This window comes from Pseudomonas serboccidentalis (assembly GCF_028830055.1).
In the GTDB taxonomy this organism is placed as follows: Bacteria; Pseudomonadota; Gammaproteobacteria; order Pseudomonadales; family Pseudomonadaceae; genus Aquipseudomonas; species Aquipseudomonas serboccidentalis.
In genome coordinates this window covers 2,895,562-2,912,533 of record NZ_CP101655.1, presented here as the reverse complement: position 1 = coordinate 2,912,533, position 16,972 = coordinate 2,895,562, and the positions used below count along the sequence as shown (strand labels likewise).

The 16,972-nt window shown below is 58.3% G+C and carries 20 protein-coding genes; 14 read left to right on the top strand and 6 right to left on the bottom strand.

The genetic code is table 11. The annotated features are described in order from the left end of the window. The first annotated feature begins 1 nt into the window (after position 1). From rpsE to bfr, 12 genes are all read left to right on the top strand, one after another. Positions 2-502, top strand: coding sequence for a 30S ribosomal protein S5 (gene rpsE, locus NN484_RS13295; RefSeq protein ID WP_003176409.1), 501 nt, complete (start codon positions 2-4; stop codon positions 500-502). Between the two features lie 2 nt (positions 503-504). Then, on the top strand, positions 505-681 hold the full coding sequence (gene rpmD / locus NN484_RS13290) for a 50S ribosomal protein L30 (protein ID WP_003176408.1): 177 nt from the start codon (positions 505-507) through the stop codon (positions 679-681). 3 nt (positions 682-684) lie between these two features. Continuing rightward, on the top strand, positions 685-1,122 hold the full coding sequence (gene rplO / locus NN484_RS13285) for a 50S ribosomal protein L15 (protein WP_011336169.1): 438 nt from the start codon (positions 685-687) through the stop codon (positions 1,120-1,122). Beyond that, complete coding sequence (gene secY / locus NN484_RS13280; protein WP_274659249.1) at positions 1,123-2,451, top strand: preprotein translocase subunit SecY; 1,329 nt, start codon at positions 1,123-1,125, stop codon at positions 2,449-2,451. A gap of 27 nt (positions 2,452-2,478) precedes the next feature. Then, positions 2,479-2,595, top strand: a complete 117-nt coding sequence (rpmJ, locus tag NN484_RS13275; RefSeq protein ID WP_002555468.1) for a 50S ribosomal protein L36 — start codon at positions 2,479-2,481, stop codon at positions 2,593-2,595. A gap of 130 nt (positions 2,596-2,725) precedes the next feature. Next, positions 2,726-3,082, top strand: a complete 357-nt coding sequence (gene rpsM / locus NN484_RS13270) for a 30S ribosomal protein S13 (protein ID WP_008374135.1) — start codon at positions 2,726-2,728, stop codon at positions 3,080-3,082. Between the two features lie 30 nt (positions 3,083-3,112). Further along, entirely contained in the window at positions 3,113-3,502 is a 390-nt protein-coding gene (gene rpsK / locus NN484_RS13265; RefSeq protein ID WP_002555466.1) for a 30S ribosomal protein S11, read from the top strand. Between the two features lie 18 nt (positions 3,503-3,520). After that, the gene (gene rpsD, locus NN484_RS13260) at positions 3,521-4,141 is read left to right on the top strand and encodes a 30S ribosomal protein S4 (protein WP_003176404.1); all 621 of its coding nucleotides are present in this window, start codon (positions 3,521-3,523) and stop codon (positions 4,139-4,141) included. Between the two features lie 22 nt (positions 4,142-4,163). Next, the gene (locus tag NN484_RS13255) at positions 4,164-5,165 is read left to right on the top strand and encodes a DNA-directed RNA polymerase subunit alpha (protein WP_003186012.1); all 1,002 of its coding nucleotides are present in this window, start codon (positions 4,164-4,166) and stop codon (positions 5,163-5,165) included. 42 nt (positions 5,166-5,207) lie between these two features. Further along, on the top strand, positions 5,208-5,594 hold the full coding sequence (gene rplQ / locus NN484_RS13250; protein WP_003176402.1) for a 50S ribosomal protein L17: 387 nt from the start codon (positions 5,208-5,210) through the stop codon (positions 5,592-5,594). 240 nt (positions 5,595-5,834) lie between these two features. Further along, entirely contained in the window at positions 5,835-7,289 is a 1,455-nt protein-coding gene (locus NN484_RS13245) for a catalase (protein WP_274659248.1), read from the top strand. Positions 7,290-7,439: 150 nt separating this feature from the next. Beyond that, positions 7,440-7,904 carry a bacterioferritin gene (gene bfr / locus NN484_RS13240; protein ID WP_025109504.1) on the top strand — a complete coding sequence of 155 codons (465 nt, stop codon included), beginning with the start codon at positions 7,440-7,442 and terminating at the stop codon, positions 7,902-7,904. Positions 7,905-7,967: 63 nt separating this feature from the next. On the opposite strand, the gene uvrA is transcribed toward bfr, so the two are convergent. Continuing rightward, positions 7,968-10,802 (bottom strand): excinuclease ABC subunit UvrA, encoded by a 2,835-nt coding sequence (uvrA, locus tag NN484_RS13235; protein ID WP_127651269.1) that lies wholly within the window; start codon positions 10,800-10,802, stop codon positions 7,968-7,970. Between the two features lie 191 nt (positions 10,803-10,993). On the opposite strand from uvrA, the gene NN484_RS13230 reads away from it, so the two are divergent. Beyond that, positions 10,994-12,391 carry an MFS transporter gene (locus NN484_RS13230; RefSeq protein WP_127651268.1) on the top strand — a complete coding sequence of 466 codons (1,398 nt, stop codon included), beginning with the start codon at positions 10,994-10,996 and terminating at the stop codon, positions 12,389-12,391. A 9-nt stretch (positions 12,392-12,400) separates the two neighbouring features. Continuing rightward, entirely contained in the window at positions 12,401-12,919 is a 519-nt protein-coding gene (locus tag NN484_RS13225; RefSeq protein ID WP_007966163.1) for a single-stranded DNA-binding protein, read from the top strand. A 185-nt stretch (positions 12,920-13,104) separates the two neighbouring features. Here the strand turns inward: NN484_RS13225 and NN484_RS13220 are convergent, their stop codons facing one another. The 5 genes from NN484_RS13220 to NN484_RS13200 form a co-directional block, all read right to left on the bottom strand. Beyond that, complete coding sequence (locus tag NN484_RS13220) at positions 13,105-14,262, bottom strand: glutathionylspermidine synthase family protein (RefSeq protein WP_274659247.1); 1,158 nt, start codon at positions 14,260-14,262, stop codon at positions 13,105-13,107. Between the two features lie 2 nt (positions 14,263-14,264). Then, positions 14,265-14,951: a DUF1190 domain-containing protein gene (locus tag NN484_RS13215; protein WP_127651266.1), complete on the bottom strand. Its 687-nt coding sequence runs from the start codon at positions 14,949-14,951 to the stop codon at positions 14,265-14,267. 17 nt (positions 14,952-14,968) lie between these two features. Continuing rightward, entirely contained in the window at positions 14,969-15,394 is a 426-nt protein-coding gene (locus NN484_RS13210; RefSeq protein ID WP_041074455.1) for a DUF350 domain-containing protein, read from the bottom strand. Positions 15,395-15,408: 14 nt separating this feature from the next. After that, a complete protein-coding gene (locus NN484_RS13205) occupies positions 15,409-16,056 on the bottom strand; it encodes a DUF2491 family protein (protein ID WP_274659246.1) in 648 nt (215 codons plus the stop codon). A 211-nt stretch (positions 16,057-16,267) separates the two neighbouring features. Beyond that, positions 16,268-16,966 carry a PspA/IM30 family protein gene (locus NN484_RS13200; protein ID WP_097089407.1) on the bottom strand — a complete coding sequence of 233 codons (699 nt, stop codon included), beginning with the start codon at positions 16,964-16,966 and terminating at the stop codon, positions 16,268-16,270. Between the last annotated feature and the right edge of the window lie 6 nt (positions 16,967-16,972).

Below are 16,972 nucleotides of genomic sequence, written 5' to 3'. Positions count from 1 at the left end.
TATGTCAAATAACGACCAAAAGCGCGACGAAGGCTACATTGAGAAGCTGGTTCAAGTTAACCGCGTAGCCAAAACCGTTAAAGGCGGCCGTATCTTCACTTTCACCGCGTTGACCGTGGTTGGTGATGGTAAAGGGCGTGTTGGCTTCGGCCGTGGCAAGTCGCGTGAAGTGCCTGCTGCGATCCAGAAGGCAATGGAAGCTGCTCGCCGCAACATGATTCAAGTTGACCTGAACGGCACCACCCTGCAGTACGCAATGAAGTCCGCTCACGGCGCTTCGAAGGTGTACATGCAGCCTGCTTCTGAAGGTACCGGTATCATCGCTGGCGGCGCTATGCGTGCTGTCCTCGAAGTTGCTGGCGTTCAGAACGTTCTGGCCAAGTGCTACGGCTCGACTAACCCTGTAAACGTGGTTCACGCCACTTTCAAGGGTCTGAAAGCCATGCAATCTCCTGAGTCCATTGCTGCCAAGCGTGGCCTGACTGTCAAGGAGATCTTCTGATCATGGCTACCGTTAAAGTTACGCTGATCAAAAGCATGACCGGCCGCATCCCTAACCACAAACTGTGCGTTAAGGGTCTGGGTCTGCGTCGCATCGGTCACACTGTAGAAGTCCAGGATACTCCCGAGAATCGCGGGATGATCAACAAGGCTTACTACATGCTGCGTGTCGAGGGTTAATCGATGAAACTCAATGATCTGAGTCCAGCGCCGGGTTCCCGTCGCGAAAAGCATCGTCCGGGCCGTGGTATCGGTAGCGGTTTGGGTAAGACTGGTGGCCGTGGTCACAAAGGTCAAACCTCCCGTTCCGGTGGCACCATTGCTCCAGGCTTTGAAGGCGGTCAACAGCCGCTGCATCGTCGCCTGCCGAAGTTCGGTTTCGTTTCCCTGAAAGCCATGGATCGCGCAGAAGTGCGTCTGTCCGAGCTGGCTAAAGTGGAAGGCGACATCGTCACCGTGCAGTCCCTGAAAGATGCCAACGTGATCAACGTCAACGTACAGCGTGTGAAAATCATGCTGTCCGGTGAAGTGGCTCGCGCTGTCACTATCGGCAAGGGAATCGGCGCCACCAAAGGTGCGCGTGCGGCTATCGAAGCAGCTGGCGGCAAGTTCGAGGAATAAATGGCTAAGCAAGGTGCTCTCTCTGCGCTCGGCAAAGGCGGTATGTCTGAACTTTGGGCTCGTCTGCGTTTTCTGTTCCTGGCGATTATCGTCTACCGAATAGGCGCACACATCCCGGTTCCAGGTATCAACCCGGACCGACTCGCAGACCTGTTTCGACAGAATGAGGGGACCATTCTTAGCTTGTTCAACATGTTCTCCGGCGGCGCGCTGGAACGGATGAGCATCTTTGCACTGGGGATCATGCCGTACATTTCGGCATCGATCATCATGCAACTGATGACCGCCGTCAGCCCGCAGCTGGAGCAGTTGAAGAAGGAAGGTGAAGCTGGCCGTCGCAAGATCAGCCAGTACACCCGCTACGGCACCGTCGTCCTCGCTCTCGTTCAGGCTATTGGCATGTCCATTGGCCTGGCGGGGCAGGGCGTTGCGTTCACTGGTGACTTTGGCTTCCATTTCGTCGCGGTATCCACATTTGTGGCTGGTGCGATGTTCATGATGTGGCTGGGTGAGCAGATTACTGAGCGTGGTGTAGGCAACGGTATCTCGATGTTGATTTTTTCGGGTATCGTCGCCGGTCTTCCGAGAGCAATCGGGCAGTCTTTCGAGTCTGCGCGTCAGGGCGATATCAATATCTTCGCCTTGGTTGCCATCGGTTTGCTGGCAGTAGCGATTATCGGTTTCGTGGTGTTCATTGAGCGTGGTCAGCGTCGTATTGCTGTTCACTACGCCAAGCGTCAGCAGGGCCGTAAGGTTTTTGCTGCGCAGACAAGCCACTTGCCGCTGAAGGTGAACATGGCCGGTGTTATTCCGGCTATTTTCGCGAGCAGCATTTTGCTGTTCCCGGCTTCGTTGGGTGCCTGGTTTGGTCAGTCTGAAGGTATGGGCTGGTTGCAGGACATCTCGCAGTCGATCGCTCCTGGTCAGCCGTTGAATATTCTGCTGTTTAGTGCAGGGATTATTTTCTTCTGCTTCTTCTATACGGCGTTGATGTTCAATCCGAAAGACGTAGCGGAAAACCTGAAGAAGTCCGGTGCCTTTATTCCGGGCATCCGTCCAGGTGAGCAGTCTGCGCGCTATATTGATGGCGTTCTGACTCGCTTGACCATGTTCGGTGCTCTTTACATGACGGCCGTGTGCCTGTTGCCCCAGTTCCTGGTGGTTGCAGCAAACGTTCCGTTCTACCTTGGCGGGACCTCGTTGCTGATCGTGGTCGTGGTTGTGATGGACTTCATGTCCCAAGTACAATCGCACCTCGTTTCGCACCAGTACGAATCCCTGATGAAGAAAGCCAACCTGAAGGGTTACGGCAGCGGCTTGTTGCGCTGAGTACCCATAAGGTTCGAGGAGTTGGTGATGAAAGTTCGTGCATCGGTGAAAAAGCTGTGCCGTAACTGCAAGATTATTCGCCGCGAAGGTGTTGTTCGAGTAATTTGCAGCGCGGAACCGCGTCACAAACAGCGCCAAGGCTGAGTGTGATTGTGCTTCAAGCCCGGCAGCTAGTGCGCTGCCGGGTTGATTATTTGTTATTACAGCGATATTATCTCGCGCCCTATTTCTTGGCTTCCGGGGCGTAGGTAGCTGTCAATTGGAGTCCCACTGAATGGCCCGTATTGCAGGCGTTAACATTCCAGATAACAAGCATACTGTTATCTCGCTGACCTACATCTATGGTGTTGGTCGCACTACTGCACAGAAAATCTGTGCAGATACTGGGGTAAACCCAGCGGCAAAGATCAAAGATCTGAGCGACGAGCAAATTGAACAGCTGCGTGGCGAAGTGGCGAAGTTCACCACTGAAGGTGACCTGCGTCGCGAAATCAACATGAAAATCAAGCGCTTGATGGACCTCGGTTGCTATCGCGGTCTGCGTCATCGTCGCGGTCTTCCAGTACGCGGTCAGCGTACCAAGACCAACGCGCGTACCCGTAAAGGTCCGCGTAAGCCGATCCGCAAGTAATCGCCCCAGCGAATCGACAGGAATTTAATCATGGCAAAACCTGCTGCTCGTCCTCGTAAAAAAGTTAAAAAGACAGTGGTTGATGGCATCGCCCACATCCATGCTTCTTTTAACAACACCATCGTGACCATTACCGACCGTCAAGGTAACGCTCTTTCCTGGGCTACCTCCGGTGGTTCGGGTTTCCGCGGTTCCCGCAAGTCCACCCCGTTCGCTGCTCAAGTAGCTGCTGAACGTGCTGGTCAAGCTGCGCTGGAATACGGCCTGAAAAACCTCGACGTCAACGTCAAGGGTCCAGGTCCAGGTCGTGAATCCGCAGTCCGCGCTTTGAACGGCTGTGGCTACAAGATCGCCAGCATCACCGACGTGACGCCAATCCCGCACAACGGGTGCCGTCCGCCGAAGAAGCGCCGCGTGTAATCCAGGAGATTGTAAAGAATGGCTCGTTACATTGGTCCAAAATGCAAACTCGCTCGTCGCGAAGGCACCGATCTCTTCCTGAAGAGCGGCGTGCGCGCGATCGAATCGAAGTGCAACATTGAAGCAGCACCTGGTATCCACGGCCAACGCCGCGGTCGCCAGTCCGACTACGGCACCCAACTGCGTGAAAAGCAGAAGGTCCGTCGTATCTACGGCGTTCTCGAGCGTCAGTTCAGCGGCTACTACAAAGAAGCTGCTGGCAAGAAAGGTGCAACCGGTGAAAACCTGCTGCAACTGCTCGAATGCCGTCTGGACAACGTTGTATACCGTATGGGCTTTGGTTCGACTCGTGCCGAATCCCGTCAGCTGGTATCGCACAAGTCGATCAGCGTTAACGGTCAGACCGTAAACGTTCCGTCGTATCAGGTTCGTGCTGGTGACGTGGTCGCAGTTCGCGAGAAAGCAAAAAACCAACTTCGCATTGTCCAAGCTCTCGATCTGTGTGCCCAACGTGGCCGCGTAGAATGGGTAGAAGTAGACACTGAGAAGAAGTCGGGCGTTTTCAAGAACGTTCCTGCTCGCAGTGATCTGTCCGCCGACATCAACGAAAGCCTGATTGTCGAGCTCTACTCCAAGTAAGGGCTAGAAAATAGGTGCATCCATGCAGATTTCGGTAAATGAGTTCCTGACACCCCGCCATATTGATGTGCAGGTTGTCAGTCCAACCCGCGCCAAGATCACTCTCGAGCCTCTCGAGCGTGGTTTTGGCCACACCCTGGGCAACGCGCTGCGCCGCATCCTGTTGTCCTCAATGCCCGGCTGCGCAGTAGTCGAGGCCGAGATTGACGGTGTGCTCCACGAGTACAGCGCCATCGAAGGTGTACAGGAAGACGTAATTGAAATCCTGTTGAACCTTAAAGGTCTGGCCATCAAGCTGCACGGTCGTGACGAAGTTACGCTGACCTTGTCGAAGAAGGGTTCGGGGGTGGTTACCGCTGCCGATATTCAGCTGGATCATGATGTCGAGATCGTTAATCCCGATCACGTAATCGCTAACCTGGCGTCTAACGGCGCCCTGAACATGAAGCTCACCGTAGCTCGTGGTCGTGGTTATGAACCAGCCGACTCGCGTCAGAGCGATGAAGACGAAAGCCGCAGCATCGGTCGCTTGCAGCTCGACTCTTCGTTCAGCCCGGTTCGCCGTATCGCATACGTGGTGGAAAACGCCCGTGTCGAGCAGCGTACTAACCTGGACAAGCTGGTTATTGATCTGGAAACCAACGGTACTCTGGATCCTGAAGAGGCTATCCGCCGCGCTGCAACCATTCTGCAACAGCAGTTGGCTGCGTTCGTCGACCTCAAAGGTGACAGTGAGCCAGTGGTTGTCGAGCAGGAAGACGAGATCGATCCGATCCTGCTTCGCCCGGTTGACGATCTGGAACTGACTGTACGTTCGGCTAACTGCCTTAAGGCGGAAAACATCTACTACATCGGCGACCTGATTCAGCGTACCGAAGTAGAGCTGTTGAAGACTCCGAACCTGGGCAAGAAATCCTTGACTGAAATCAAGGACGTTCTGGCCTCCCGCGGTCTGTCCCTCGGCATGCGCCTCGACAACTGGCCGCCTGCAAGTCTTAAGAAGGACGACAAGGCGACTGCCTGATCGTCGTAATCACCGAACGTAGTGTTTGGTAAGGAATGAACCATGCGTCATCGTAAAAGTGGGCGTCACCTGAGCCGCACCAGCTCGCACCGCAAGGCCATGTTCCAGAACATGGCGGTGTCGCTGTTCGAGCACGAGCTGATCAAAACTACTCTGCCAAAAGCCAAAGAACTGCGCCGCGTTGCCGAGCCGCTGATCACTCTGGCCAAGACAGACAGCCTGGCTAACCGCCGTCTGGCTTTCGACCGTACTCGTTCGAAAGCTATCGTTGGTAAGCTCTTCAACGACCTGGGCAAGCGTTACGCTACCCGTGAGGGTGGCTACCTGCGCATCCTCAAGTGCGGTTTCCGCGCTGGCGACAACGCTCCTATGGCGTACGTCGAGTTGGTTGATCGTGCTACTGCTGGCGAAGCTGTATCCGCCGAGTAAGACGTCAGTCTGAAACGAAGAACCGGGCCTAGTGCCCGGTTTTTTGTGTCTGCAAGAAAATGCGCTGTTCGTACAAGCTTCTGACATCGTTCTGTTGGCACTATGTGCAGGGTATTTCCGTTAGTAATTTTCTATCGATGACTACAAGTTAATGAATTTGTGGGTGTCACATCGATGATCAATACTTCCCAGCAAGCCGATTAGCCGGCAGTTTCAAGACTGACAGAGGAAGAAGACCGTATGAGCCAGATCAAAACGCTTACGACCGCCAGTGGCGCACCTGTCGCTGATAACCAGAATTCTCGCTCCGCCGGCCCACGTGGCCCACTGCTGCTCGACGATTTTCATCTGATCGAAAAGCTTGCCCACTTCAACCGTGAGAACATTCCTGAGCGTCGCGTGCACGCCAAGGGCTCGGGTGCTTACGGTACGTTCACCGTGACTCGTGACATCACCGAGTACACCAGCGCCAAGTTGTTCGAGTCTGTCGGCAAGCAAACCCCAACGTTCCTGCGATTCTCCACTGTAGGTGGCGAGCGCGGTTCGGCCGACACCGAGCGGGATCCGCGTGGTTTCGCCCTGAAGTTCTACACCGAGGAAGGCAACTGGGACATCGTTGGCAACAACACCCCTGTGTTCTTCATTCGTGATCCACTGAAGTTTCCCGACTTTATCCACACCCAGAAACGCCTGCCGCAGAGCAACCTGAAAAGCGCCCAGATGATGTGGGACTTCTGGTCGCATTCGCCTGAAGCGCTGCACCAGGTGACCATTCTGTTCTCGGATCGCGGCATTCCCGACGGCTACCGTCACATGCACGGCTTCGGCAGCCACACCTACAGCCTGATCAATGCCAAAGGTGAGCGTCGCTGGGTGAAGTGGCACTACAAGACTAAACAAGGGATCAAGAACCTGGCGCCGGCCGAGGCTGCGCGCCTGGCGGGCACCGATCCGGATTACGCCCAGCGTGATCTGTTCGAGGCGATCGAGCGTGGCGACTTCCCGAAATGGCGTGTGTGCATCCAGATCATGACCGAGGCGCAAGCCGCAGCACATTACGAGAACCCGTTCGACGTGACCAAGACCTGGTCGCAGAAGGAGTTTCCGCTGATCGAAGTCGGCGAGCTGGAATTGAATCGCAACCCGCTGAACTACTTCGCTGAAGTCGAGCAAGCTGCATTCGGTCCGAGCAACATGGTGCCAGGTGTCGGTCTGTCGCCGGATCGCATGCTGCAAGGCCGCGTGTTCGCCTACGCTGATGCGCACCGCTACCGCGTGGGTACCAATCACCAGCAATTGCCGGTAAACGCACCGCGCAGCCCGGTGAACACCTACCAGCGTGACGGCTCGATGGCGTTCGGCAGCAATGGTGGAGCAGCGCCTAACTATGAGCCTAACAGCTACGTGGAATCACCGAAGCAAGCCCCGCGTTATGCCGAGCCTGCGCTGGCCTTGAACGGTCCGGCTGACCGTTACGATCATCGTGAGGACAGCGATTACTACAGCCACGCGGGAGCGTTGTTCCGACTGATGAGTGAGGAGCAGAAGGCCTTGCTGGTCAGCAATATCGCCGGTGCCATGAGCGGCGTTTCGCCTGATGTGGTTGACCGTCAGTTGCAGCATTTCTTTAAAGCCGATCCGGCGTATGGAGAAGCAATCGCAAGGCTGCTCGACGTACAGCTTAACGAAGTCTAAACGAGAAGCAGAACCGCCCTCATTAGGGCGGTTTTTGCGTTATTTAGGCTGCTTTTCTCAGAATATCTTCGCTTTTATTGCGCGAAACGGGGTGACCTTCCGGTCAGCTTGGTTCAAACTACAGGCTTTCAAGCAGGGAGATGTAGGGCGATGCAAGGCCACCCAGACGTTATCGATTACCTCAACACGTTGCTGACCGGCGAACTGGCCGCGCGTGACCAATATTTTGTTCACTCGCGGATGTATGAGGACTGGGGTTTCACCAAGCTCTACGAACGAATCAACCACGAGATGGAAGAAGAGGCCGGCCACGCCGATGCGCTTATGCGTCGGATCCTGATGCTCGAAGGCACGCCGCGCATGCGTCCGGACGATCTGGATGTCGGTACCACCGTACCGGAGATGCTCGAAGCCGATCTGCGTCTCGAGTACAAAGTTCGCGCCGCACTGTGCAAAGGCATCGAGCTGTGCGAACAGCACAAGGACTACGTCAGTCGCGAGATCCTGCGCATTCAGCTCAACGACACCGAAGAAGATCACACCTACTGGCTGGAAAAGCAGTTGGGCCTGATCAAGCTGATCGGTCTCGAGAATTACCTGCAATCCCACACCTGATTGCCAGATACAAAAAAGCCCCTGTCACGGTGTAAGTGACAGGGGCTTTTTCATGCCCGGTGATCAGGCTCGGTCGCGAATCAACAGCGGCTTGAGGTAATGACCGGTGTGAGATTGCTTCATCTCGGCCACTTCCTCCGGGGTACCAGTGGCGATGATCTGCCCACCTTTGGAGCCGCCCTCCGGCCCCAGGTCCACCAGCCAGTCGGCGGTCTTGATCACGTCCAGGTTGTGTTCGATCACCACGACGGTGTTGCCGTGGTCGCGCAAGCGATGGAGCACATCGAGCAATTGCTGGATATCCGCGAAGTGCAGGCCGGTGGTCGGCTCATCGAGGATGTACAGGGTCTTGCCGGTGTCACGCTTGGACAGCTCGCGCGACAGCTTGACCCGCTGCGCCTCGCCGCCAGACAGCGTGGTCGCCGACTGCCCGAGCTTGATGTACGACAGGCCCACATCCATCAATGTCTGCAGCTTGCGCGCCAGTGCCGGCACCGCGTCGAAGAACTCCCGGGCTTCCTCGATGGTCATCTCGAGGGTTTCGTGGATGCTCTTGCCCTTGTATTTGATCTCAAGGGTTTCGCGGTTGTAGCGCTTGCTCTTGCATACGTCGCACGGCACGTAGATGTCCGGCAGGAAGTGCATTTCGACTTTGATCAGACCGTCGCCCTGACACGCCTCACAGCGACCACCCTTGACGTTGAACGAGAAACGTCCCGGACCGTAGCCACGGGAGCGCGACTCGGGCACGCCGGCAAACAGTTCGCGGATCGGGGTGAACAGCCCGGTGTAAGTCGCCGGGTTGGAGCGCGGTGTACGGCCGATCGGGCTTTGGTCGATATCGACGACCTTGTCGAGATGCTCCAGGCCCTTGATGCTGTCGTGCGCAGCGGCTTCCAGCGTGGTCGCACCGTTGAGGGCTGTAGCGCTCAACGGGAACAGGGTGTTGTTGATCAGCGTCGATTTGCCTGAGCCGGAAACGCCGGTCACGCAGGTCAGCAGGCCGATCGGAATTTCCAGATCGACGTTGCGCAAGTTGTTGCCGCGCGCGCCCTTGAGCGACAGCGTCAGCTTTTTATTGCGTGGTGTGCGTTTGGCCGGCACTTCGATCTTCACCCGGCCCGACAGGTATTTGCCGGTCAGGGAATCCGGATGCGCCATGACTTCTGCTGGCGTGCCCTCGGCAACGATCTGCCCGCCATGCACGCCGGCGCCCGGGCCGATATCCACTACATAGTCAGCCAGACGAATCGCGTCTTCATCATGCTCGACCACGATCACGGTGTTGCCGATATCGCGCAGGTGTTTGAGGGTGCCGAGCAGCCGGTCGTTATCGCGCTGGTGTAGACCGATGGACGGTTCGTCGAGGATATACAGCACTCCAACCAGGCCGGCACCGATCTGGCTGGCCAGACGAATCCGCTGTGCCTCGCCGCCGGACAAGGTGTCGGCGCTGCGATCCAGCGACAGATAGTCGAGGCCGACGTTGACCAGGAATTGCAGGCGTTCGCGGATTTCCTTGAGGATCTTGTCGGCGATCTCGCCACGTCGCCCGGTCATCTTCAGCTCGCCGAAGTACTCGCAGGCATCGCCGATCGGCAGGTTGGTTACCGCCGGCAGGGTTTTCTCGCCCACCCACACGTGCCGCGCTTCACGGCGCAGACGGGTGCCACGGCAATCCGGGCAGGCCTGGGTGCTGAGGAACTTGGCCAGTTCTTCACGCACGCTGGCCGATTCGGTTTCGCGGTAGCGACGTTCCAGATTCGGCACGATGCCTTCGAACGGGTGCGAGCGTTTGACGATGTCGCCACGGTCGTTCAGGTACTTGAAGTCGACGTTCTGCGAGCCGCTGCCATGCAGGATGTACTTCTGTTGATCGGCCGGCAGTTGGTTGAACGGCTTCTCGAGGCTAAAGCCGTAATGCGCGGCCAGTGAACCGAGCATCTGGAAGTAATAGACGTTGCGCCTGTCCCAGCCGCGAATCGCGCCTTCGGCCAGGGTCAGCTCACCGTTGACCAGGCGTTTGATGTCGAAGAACTGCTTCACGCCCAGGCCATCGCAGGTAGGGCAGGCGCCGGCCGGGTTGTTGAAGGAGAACAGCTTCGGCTCCAGTTCGCTGATGGCGTGGCCGCAGATCGGGCAGGCGAAGCGCGCGGAGAAGATCATTTCTTCGCCCGGCTCATCGTCCATCGGTGCGACCAGGGCAATGCCGTCCGCCAGTTTCAGCGCGGTCTCGAACGATTCGGCCAGACGTTGCTGCAGATCGGCGCGAACCTTGAAGCGGTCGACGATGACATCGATCGAGTGCTTCTTCTGCTTGTCCAGTTTCGGCAGCTCATCGAGCTCGCAGATGCGGCCGTTGACCCGCGCGCGGACGAAGCCTTGGGCGCGCAGTTCTTCGAACACCGACAAATGCTCGCCCTTGCGCTCGCGGATCACCGGCGCCAGCAACATCAGTTTGCTGCCCTCCGGCTGAGCCAGCACCAGGTCGACCATCTGGCTGACGGTCTGCGCTTCCAGCGGAATGTCGTGATCCGGGCAGCGCGGCGTACCGACGCGTGCATAAAGCAGGCGCAGGTAGTCGTAGATCTCGGTGATGGTGCCGACCGTGGAGCGTGGGTTGTGCGAGGTCGACTTCTGTTCGATGGAGATCGCCGGCGACAAACCTTCGATGGTGTCGACGTCGGGTTTTTCCATCATCGACAGGAACTGTCGGGCGTAGGCCGACAGGGACTCGACATAGCGGCGCTGACCTTCGGCGTACAGCGTGTCGAAGGCCAGGGACGACTTGCCGGATCCGGACAGGCCGGTGATGACGATCAGTTTGTCCCGTGGCAGGGTCAGGTCGATGTTCTTCAGGTTGTGGGTACGGGCCCCACGTATCAGGATCTTGTCCAAAGTGGCCTCGCTCGGCGGGCGTCGAAAACGTAGGAGTATACGGGCAAATACTGGATGGATGCACACTATCAAGCGAAGGGTTTTTTACCTTACATGAAGAGAGTTTCATCTATACGCGTCATAGCGTCGCGATATACCCCGTCTTTCGATGGGACTGGTAGAATCGCCGCCGGTTCACACGAGGTTTTTCCATGCACGATCCCCACAGCGAACGCATGAGTGGCAGCGAGACTCGCGCGGCGAGCGGTCTGGCTCTGGTGTTCGCCTTCCGTATGCTTGGCATGTTCATGGTGTTGCCGGTACTGGCGACCTACGGCATGGATCTGGCGGGAGCGACTCCGGCCCTGATCGGCCTGGCCATCGGCGCCTACGGCCTGACCCAGGCGATATTTCAGATTCCGTTCGGGATCATTTCCGACCGCATCGGCCGGCGTCCGGTGATTTATCTCGGCCTGATCGTGTTCGCCCTCGGCAGTGTCCTGGCCTCGCAGGCCGATTCGATCTGGGGCGTGATCGCCGGCCGCATCCTGCAGGGCGCCGGGGCGATTTCCGCCGCGGTCATGGCATTGCTCTCGGACCTGACCCGCGAACAGCATCGCACCAAAGCCATGGCCATGATCGGCATGACCATCGGCCTGTCGTTCGCCGTGGCCATGGTGGTCGGGCCGTTGCTGACCCGTGCCTTCGGTCTCTCGGGATTGTTCCTCGCCACCGGTGCCATGGCGCTGGTCGGCATCGCCATCATCATGTTCATGGTGCCGCGTTCGACCGGGCCGTTGCAGCATCGCGAGTCTGGCGTGGCGCGTCAGGCCTTGATGCCGACGCTCAAACATCCGGATCTGCTGCGCCTGGACCTGGGCATCTTTGTGTTACATGCCATGTTGATGTCGAGCTTCGTTGCCTTGCCGCTGGCGTTGGTGGAAAAAGCCGGGCTGCCCAAGGAGCAGCACTGGTGGGTCTACCTGACCGCGCTGCTGATTTCTTTCTTCGCCATGATCCCGTTCATCATCTACGGCGAGAAGAAACGCAAAATGAAACGAATTTTGCTCGGTGCCGTCCTGACGTTGATGCTGACTGAGCTATTCTTCTGGCAGTTCGGTGACAGCTTGCGGGCGCTGGTGATCGGCACGGTGGTGTTCTTCACCGCGTTCAATCTGCTGGAAGCTTCGTTGCCGTCGCTGATCAGCAAGGTTTCACCGGCAGGCGGGAAGGGCACGGCGATGGGCGTGTATTCCACCAGCCAGTTCCTCGGTTCGGCACTCGGCGGGATACTCGGCGGCTGGCTGTTTCAGCATGGCGGTCTGTCGGTTGTGTTCCTCGGATGTGCCGGTCTGGCTGCCATCTGGCTGGCCTTTGCTGTTACCATGCGCGAACCTCCCTACGTGACGAGCCTGCGCTTGCCGTTGTCGCCCGAGGCGATCCGCGAAGCGGGTCTGGTCGAGCGCCTCAAGGCCCTCGTAGGGGTAACAGATGCAGTGATAGTTGCTGATGAAGCGGCTGTTTACATCAAACTGGACAAAGAATTAGTGGATCGCGACACCCTCGAACGCCTGGTGAACAACCCGGCCGAGGCTGCTTGCGAAGCCTAGGAGAACGTTATGGCCCGTGGGGTTAACAAAGTCATATTGGTCGGCACTTGCGGCCAGGATCCCGAAGTTCGCTACCTGCCTAACGGTAACGCCGTGACCAACCTGAGTCTGGCAACCAGCGAACAGTGGACCGACAAGCAAACCGGTCAGAAGGTCGAGAAGACCGAATGGCACCGTGTTTCGATGTTCGGCAAGGTTGCCGAAATCGCCGGCGAATACCTGCGTAAAGGTTCGCAGGTCTACATCGAAGGCAAGCTGCAGACCCGCGAGTGGGAAAAAGACGGTATCAAGCGTTACACCACCGAAATCGTGGTCGACATGCAAGGCACCATGCAACTGCTCGGCGGCCGTCCACAACAGGGCGACCAACAAGGCGGTGGCAACAACTACCAGCAGCAAGCCCCACGTCAGCAGGCCCCACGCCCGCAGCAGTCGGCTCCGCAACAGCGTCCGGCCCCGGCTCCACAGCAGGCTGCGCCGCAACCGGCTCCGGATTTCGACAGCTTTGATGACGATATCCCGTTCTAAGCTATCGCTGCATCCGCTCTAAATAAAAAGGCCCGTCGCATCAAGCGACGGGCCTTTTTTGTGGCGCGCAAAATTTACGGCCTCCCCAATCACTTGTAGGCGCTACGGCACGCTGCGATCTTTTTATCTTTGAAATCAAGATCAAAATATCGCAGCCTTCGGCAGCTCCTACAGGGGGATTTGTTTCAGTCGAGGATCAGGTGAGGCAGAAACCGGCTGGAGTCCTTGGTGATCAGGCTGTTGTCTTCCCGCACACCAATCCCTGCCGCCTGATCGCCGATCACCCATGAGCCAATCAGCGTGTAGCTGTCGTCGAACTTCGGCAACGGCGCGAATTCCTGCAGGATGAACGGCGCGTCGGTGTAGGGCCCGTCTTCCTTGATGATCAGACCTTCCGCCGTTTGCAGCTCGATGTTGGCGCCTTCGCGGGAGAAGTACGGTTTACGTACCCAGCCCTTGGGCACGGTGCTGGCCGGATTCGGATCAAGGTGCGCCGCGAGCAGGTTCGGGTGTCCCTTGTGCAGCTCCCACAGCAGCGGCAGTGCGCCTTTGTTCGACAGAATCGACTTCCACGCCGGTTCGAAAAACTGCGTATCGCACTCGGCAATCGCTGCGCCGAAGGGTTCGTGGAAGATGAATTCCCAGGCATGCAGTTTGAACAGATGCGGGATCCAGCGGTCCTCGAGGTCGACGAAGCGGCCCTCGGCGGTCAGGCCGATGTCCTCGATGTCGATGTGCCGGGATTCGATGCCGACCTTTTCCGCGATCAGGCGCAGATAGTCAGTGGTGCCGCGGTCTTCGACCGAGTCTTTCATCGAGGCAAAGTAGAACGGCCGCTTGAGCTGCAATTCGGTAAACGCCTGATGCAGCTTGGTATCGATGCTGTTGAACTGGTCGGCATGACGCGGCAGCCTCCCGCGCTCGATGCATTGTTCCAGCCAGCCCCACTGAAACGCGGAGGCCTCATAAAGACTGGTCGGCGTGTCGTAGTTGAGCTCCAGCAGCTTGGCTGGGCCATCGCCGCTGTAGGAAAAATCCATGCGCCCGTACAGATGCGGATGACCTTCCAGCCAGGACGTTCGGATCATGTCGTAGTACGGCGCGGGGATGCTCAGGCGATCCAGCAGCTCTTCGCTGTGCACCACGCGATCGACCAGGTCCATGCACATCTCGTGCAGTTCCGTGGTCGGATCCTCCAGATCGTTTTCAATCTGTGCGAGCGTGAACTGGTAGTAGGCGCTTTCGTCCCAGTACGGCTCGTTGTCGATGGTGTGGAACAGAAAGCCGAGGCTTTCGGCGGTCTGTTTCCAGTCGGGGCGCTCGGCGCAGTGGATCTTCTTCATGGTCAGCTGCTCGAACTGCCCCAGCCGCCCCAACCGCTACGGGCGGAAGACTGGCTGCCGAAACCGCCGCGGGACGTCGACGAAGCGACGTTGACCGGTTTGCTTCGGGAGCTGTCGTAGCGGGTGTCGGTGCGGGTAGCCGGCGCCGATTCGATTTTGCGGTACTGCGTCGAGGTGTTGTAGGTCTGACGCGTGTCGCGGTCGCGATAAACGGTACGGTCGGCGTTGTTGCTCATCGCATTGCCGATCAGCCAGCCCGAGAGCCAACCGTTGCCGCCACCACCACCGCCGGAGGAATGGGAAGTGCTTTGCGCGTTCTGTGTGGCGGCTGCTTCACCGGCAGGCATCTGCGCGTTGGCGATCGCATTCAGGTCCTGCGGCGCCTCAACGTTCTGTGGCACCTTGAACCCGCCGAGCTTCGGCACGAAGCGGCCGTCGGCGTTTTTCTGGCACCAGTCGGCAGCAAAGTCCGCGTCGCACTTGGCCTTGTCGTCGTAGGCCGGCGCGATGCGTCGGTGCTCGGTCAATGCCGCGACGTAGGCGTTGGAGCAGACATCGGCGGCCACTTCGGCGTCGACGCACTGCTCGACAGATTGAAAACGTTGCTGATCCTGCGCGGCAACCTCGCCGGAAATCGCCAGCGCCACCGAAGCGGCGAGAGACAGTTGAACGTACTTGCTGCGTTTCATCGAAGGCTTCCTGCCGATCAGTTGGACGGGGTCATGCACGCGGCGTTGAGCATGCCGACGCTGATGGCCACTGCGGCCACGTAGATGCCCGAGGCGATTTCACCGTTGGCGATACGCTTGGAGGTGCCTTTGAGGACCAGGCCGGTGGCGAGGAACGCGAGCAATTGCACCACGGCGGCAATCACCGCCCACAGCACGAAATCGAGGACGTTGACCGAAAACGCGATGACATTGCTGGCCGGAATCGCAAAGCCGATGATCGCGCCGGACAGGGCGATGGCGGCGGCGATGTTGCCGGAGCGGATCAGCTCGAACTCTTTGTGTGGCGTGATGCGGGTGTAGACGAACTGAAACAGCATGAACAGCAGCACGGCGCCGATCAGGTAGACGACGAAACCGACCAGCGCGGTCTTGTTCAGGGAAACGGCCAGCACTTCCAGCATGGAAAACTTCCTTTTTAAATGGTGCTCAGATCAGTCGTGTACAGCGAAATGCCCAGCGAGGTGCTCAGGCTGACGGTGCCTTCCTCGTCCTGCTCGACGGAGAACAGCAGCAATTCACGGCGATCGGTCAGGCCGGTCTCGCGCGCGTAAAGCATGGAGTGATGTTCGATGGTGTAGCTCTCGTCCGGGTTGACCACGTGTTCGGTCATTGGCACCAGTTCGGTCTGGCCCTGCTCGGTGCCCCATTCGCGGCTGTACTGGACGCCGTCGTGGGTGTAGGTCGGCAGGCCGATCAGGCTGTCGGGGCCAGCCAGGCGCTGCAGCTCGGCGTCACTGTTGACGGTCACGTAGCTGAGGTAGTTGAACAGGGTAACCGACTCGATCTGGTCGTCACCGGTGACGTGGATCTGCAGCCAGAATTCCTCGTTGTTGAGGTAGTAGCGATGCAGTTTGTTGGATTGGCCGAGGTCGATCCAGCCGGCGCTCCAGATTGCTTCTGCCGCCGGAACCTGCACCGAAGTGCTGCCATCGAGCAGCAATGCCAGGGTCGAATCGAACCGCACGCCTTTGCCTTGTGCCATTCCGAGTGGGCCGCCGGCTACTGGAGCGGACGCGGCAGCCTGCCAGTTGCTGGTGCCCAGCAAATCTTTGAACCATCCCATGGGTACATTCCTTGAGGCGGGTGGAGGTGTTCGTCGTAAAAAAGCGCCGCTAGTGTACCGGGCATGGCGCCGAACGAGCAGAGGCATTTGCACAGCATAAAAAATGTAGGAGTGAGCCTGCTCGCGATGGCGGCGGTCCAGACAACACTGAGGTTGAATGTTCCGGCTTCATCGCGAGCAGGCTCACTCCTACAAGGGCTTGCGATGCTGCTTACTGAGCGGACTTCTGCTTCAGACGCTCAAGAATCGCATTGGCGCTGCCTTCGTTCGGCGTGATGCCGGCGTCACGCAGTTTGCGTTCCAGATCGTTGCCGGTCGAAGCGTCGGCCAGTTCATCGGCGGCGCTCAGTTCGGCGGCACGTTGCTGCTGCTTGGCTTGCAGACGGTTCAGGGTACCGACCGCGGTTTCCAGTTTGCCGTTGGCGCCGCCGCTGGCGATGGACGCGCTGACCTGCGCCTTCTGCACGCTTTCACGGGCCTTGGCCATGTCCACCTGCTGGCGCAGGCTCTTGATCCGCGACTCGGCCTTGGTGATGTCCTTGCGCATGTTTTCGGCGTAGGTGCCGAACTCGTCGCTCTGGGCCTTTTCAGCGGTCAGGTCGTTGGTCAGGGTCGAAATCGCTTCGGCCACTTCCATGGCCAGGTCTTCACGGCCGGCGTTCAGCGCGGAAACCGCCTTGGCTTCCAGGTCCTTGATCTTGGCGTCGTACTCGCTCACGCGGTCGGCAGCCAGTTTGTGCTTGGCCATGATGGTGACCAGCTCGCGACGGGCATTGGACAGCGCGGTGTCGGCGTCGCGGATTTCCTGGTCGAGGATGCGCAGGGCCTGTTGGTCGACGATCGCTTCGCCGACTTCATTGGCGCCGCCGCGCAGAGCGGTGAACAACTTGCTCCAGATGGACTGAGTCATTGGATA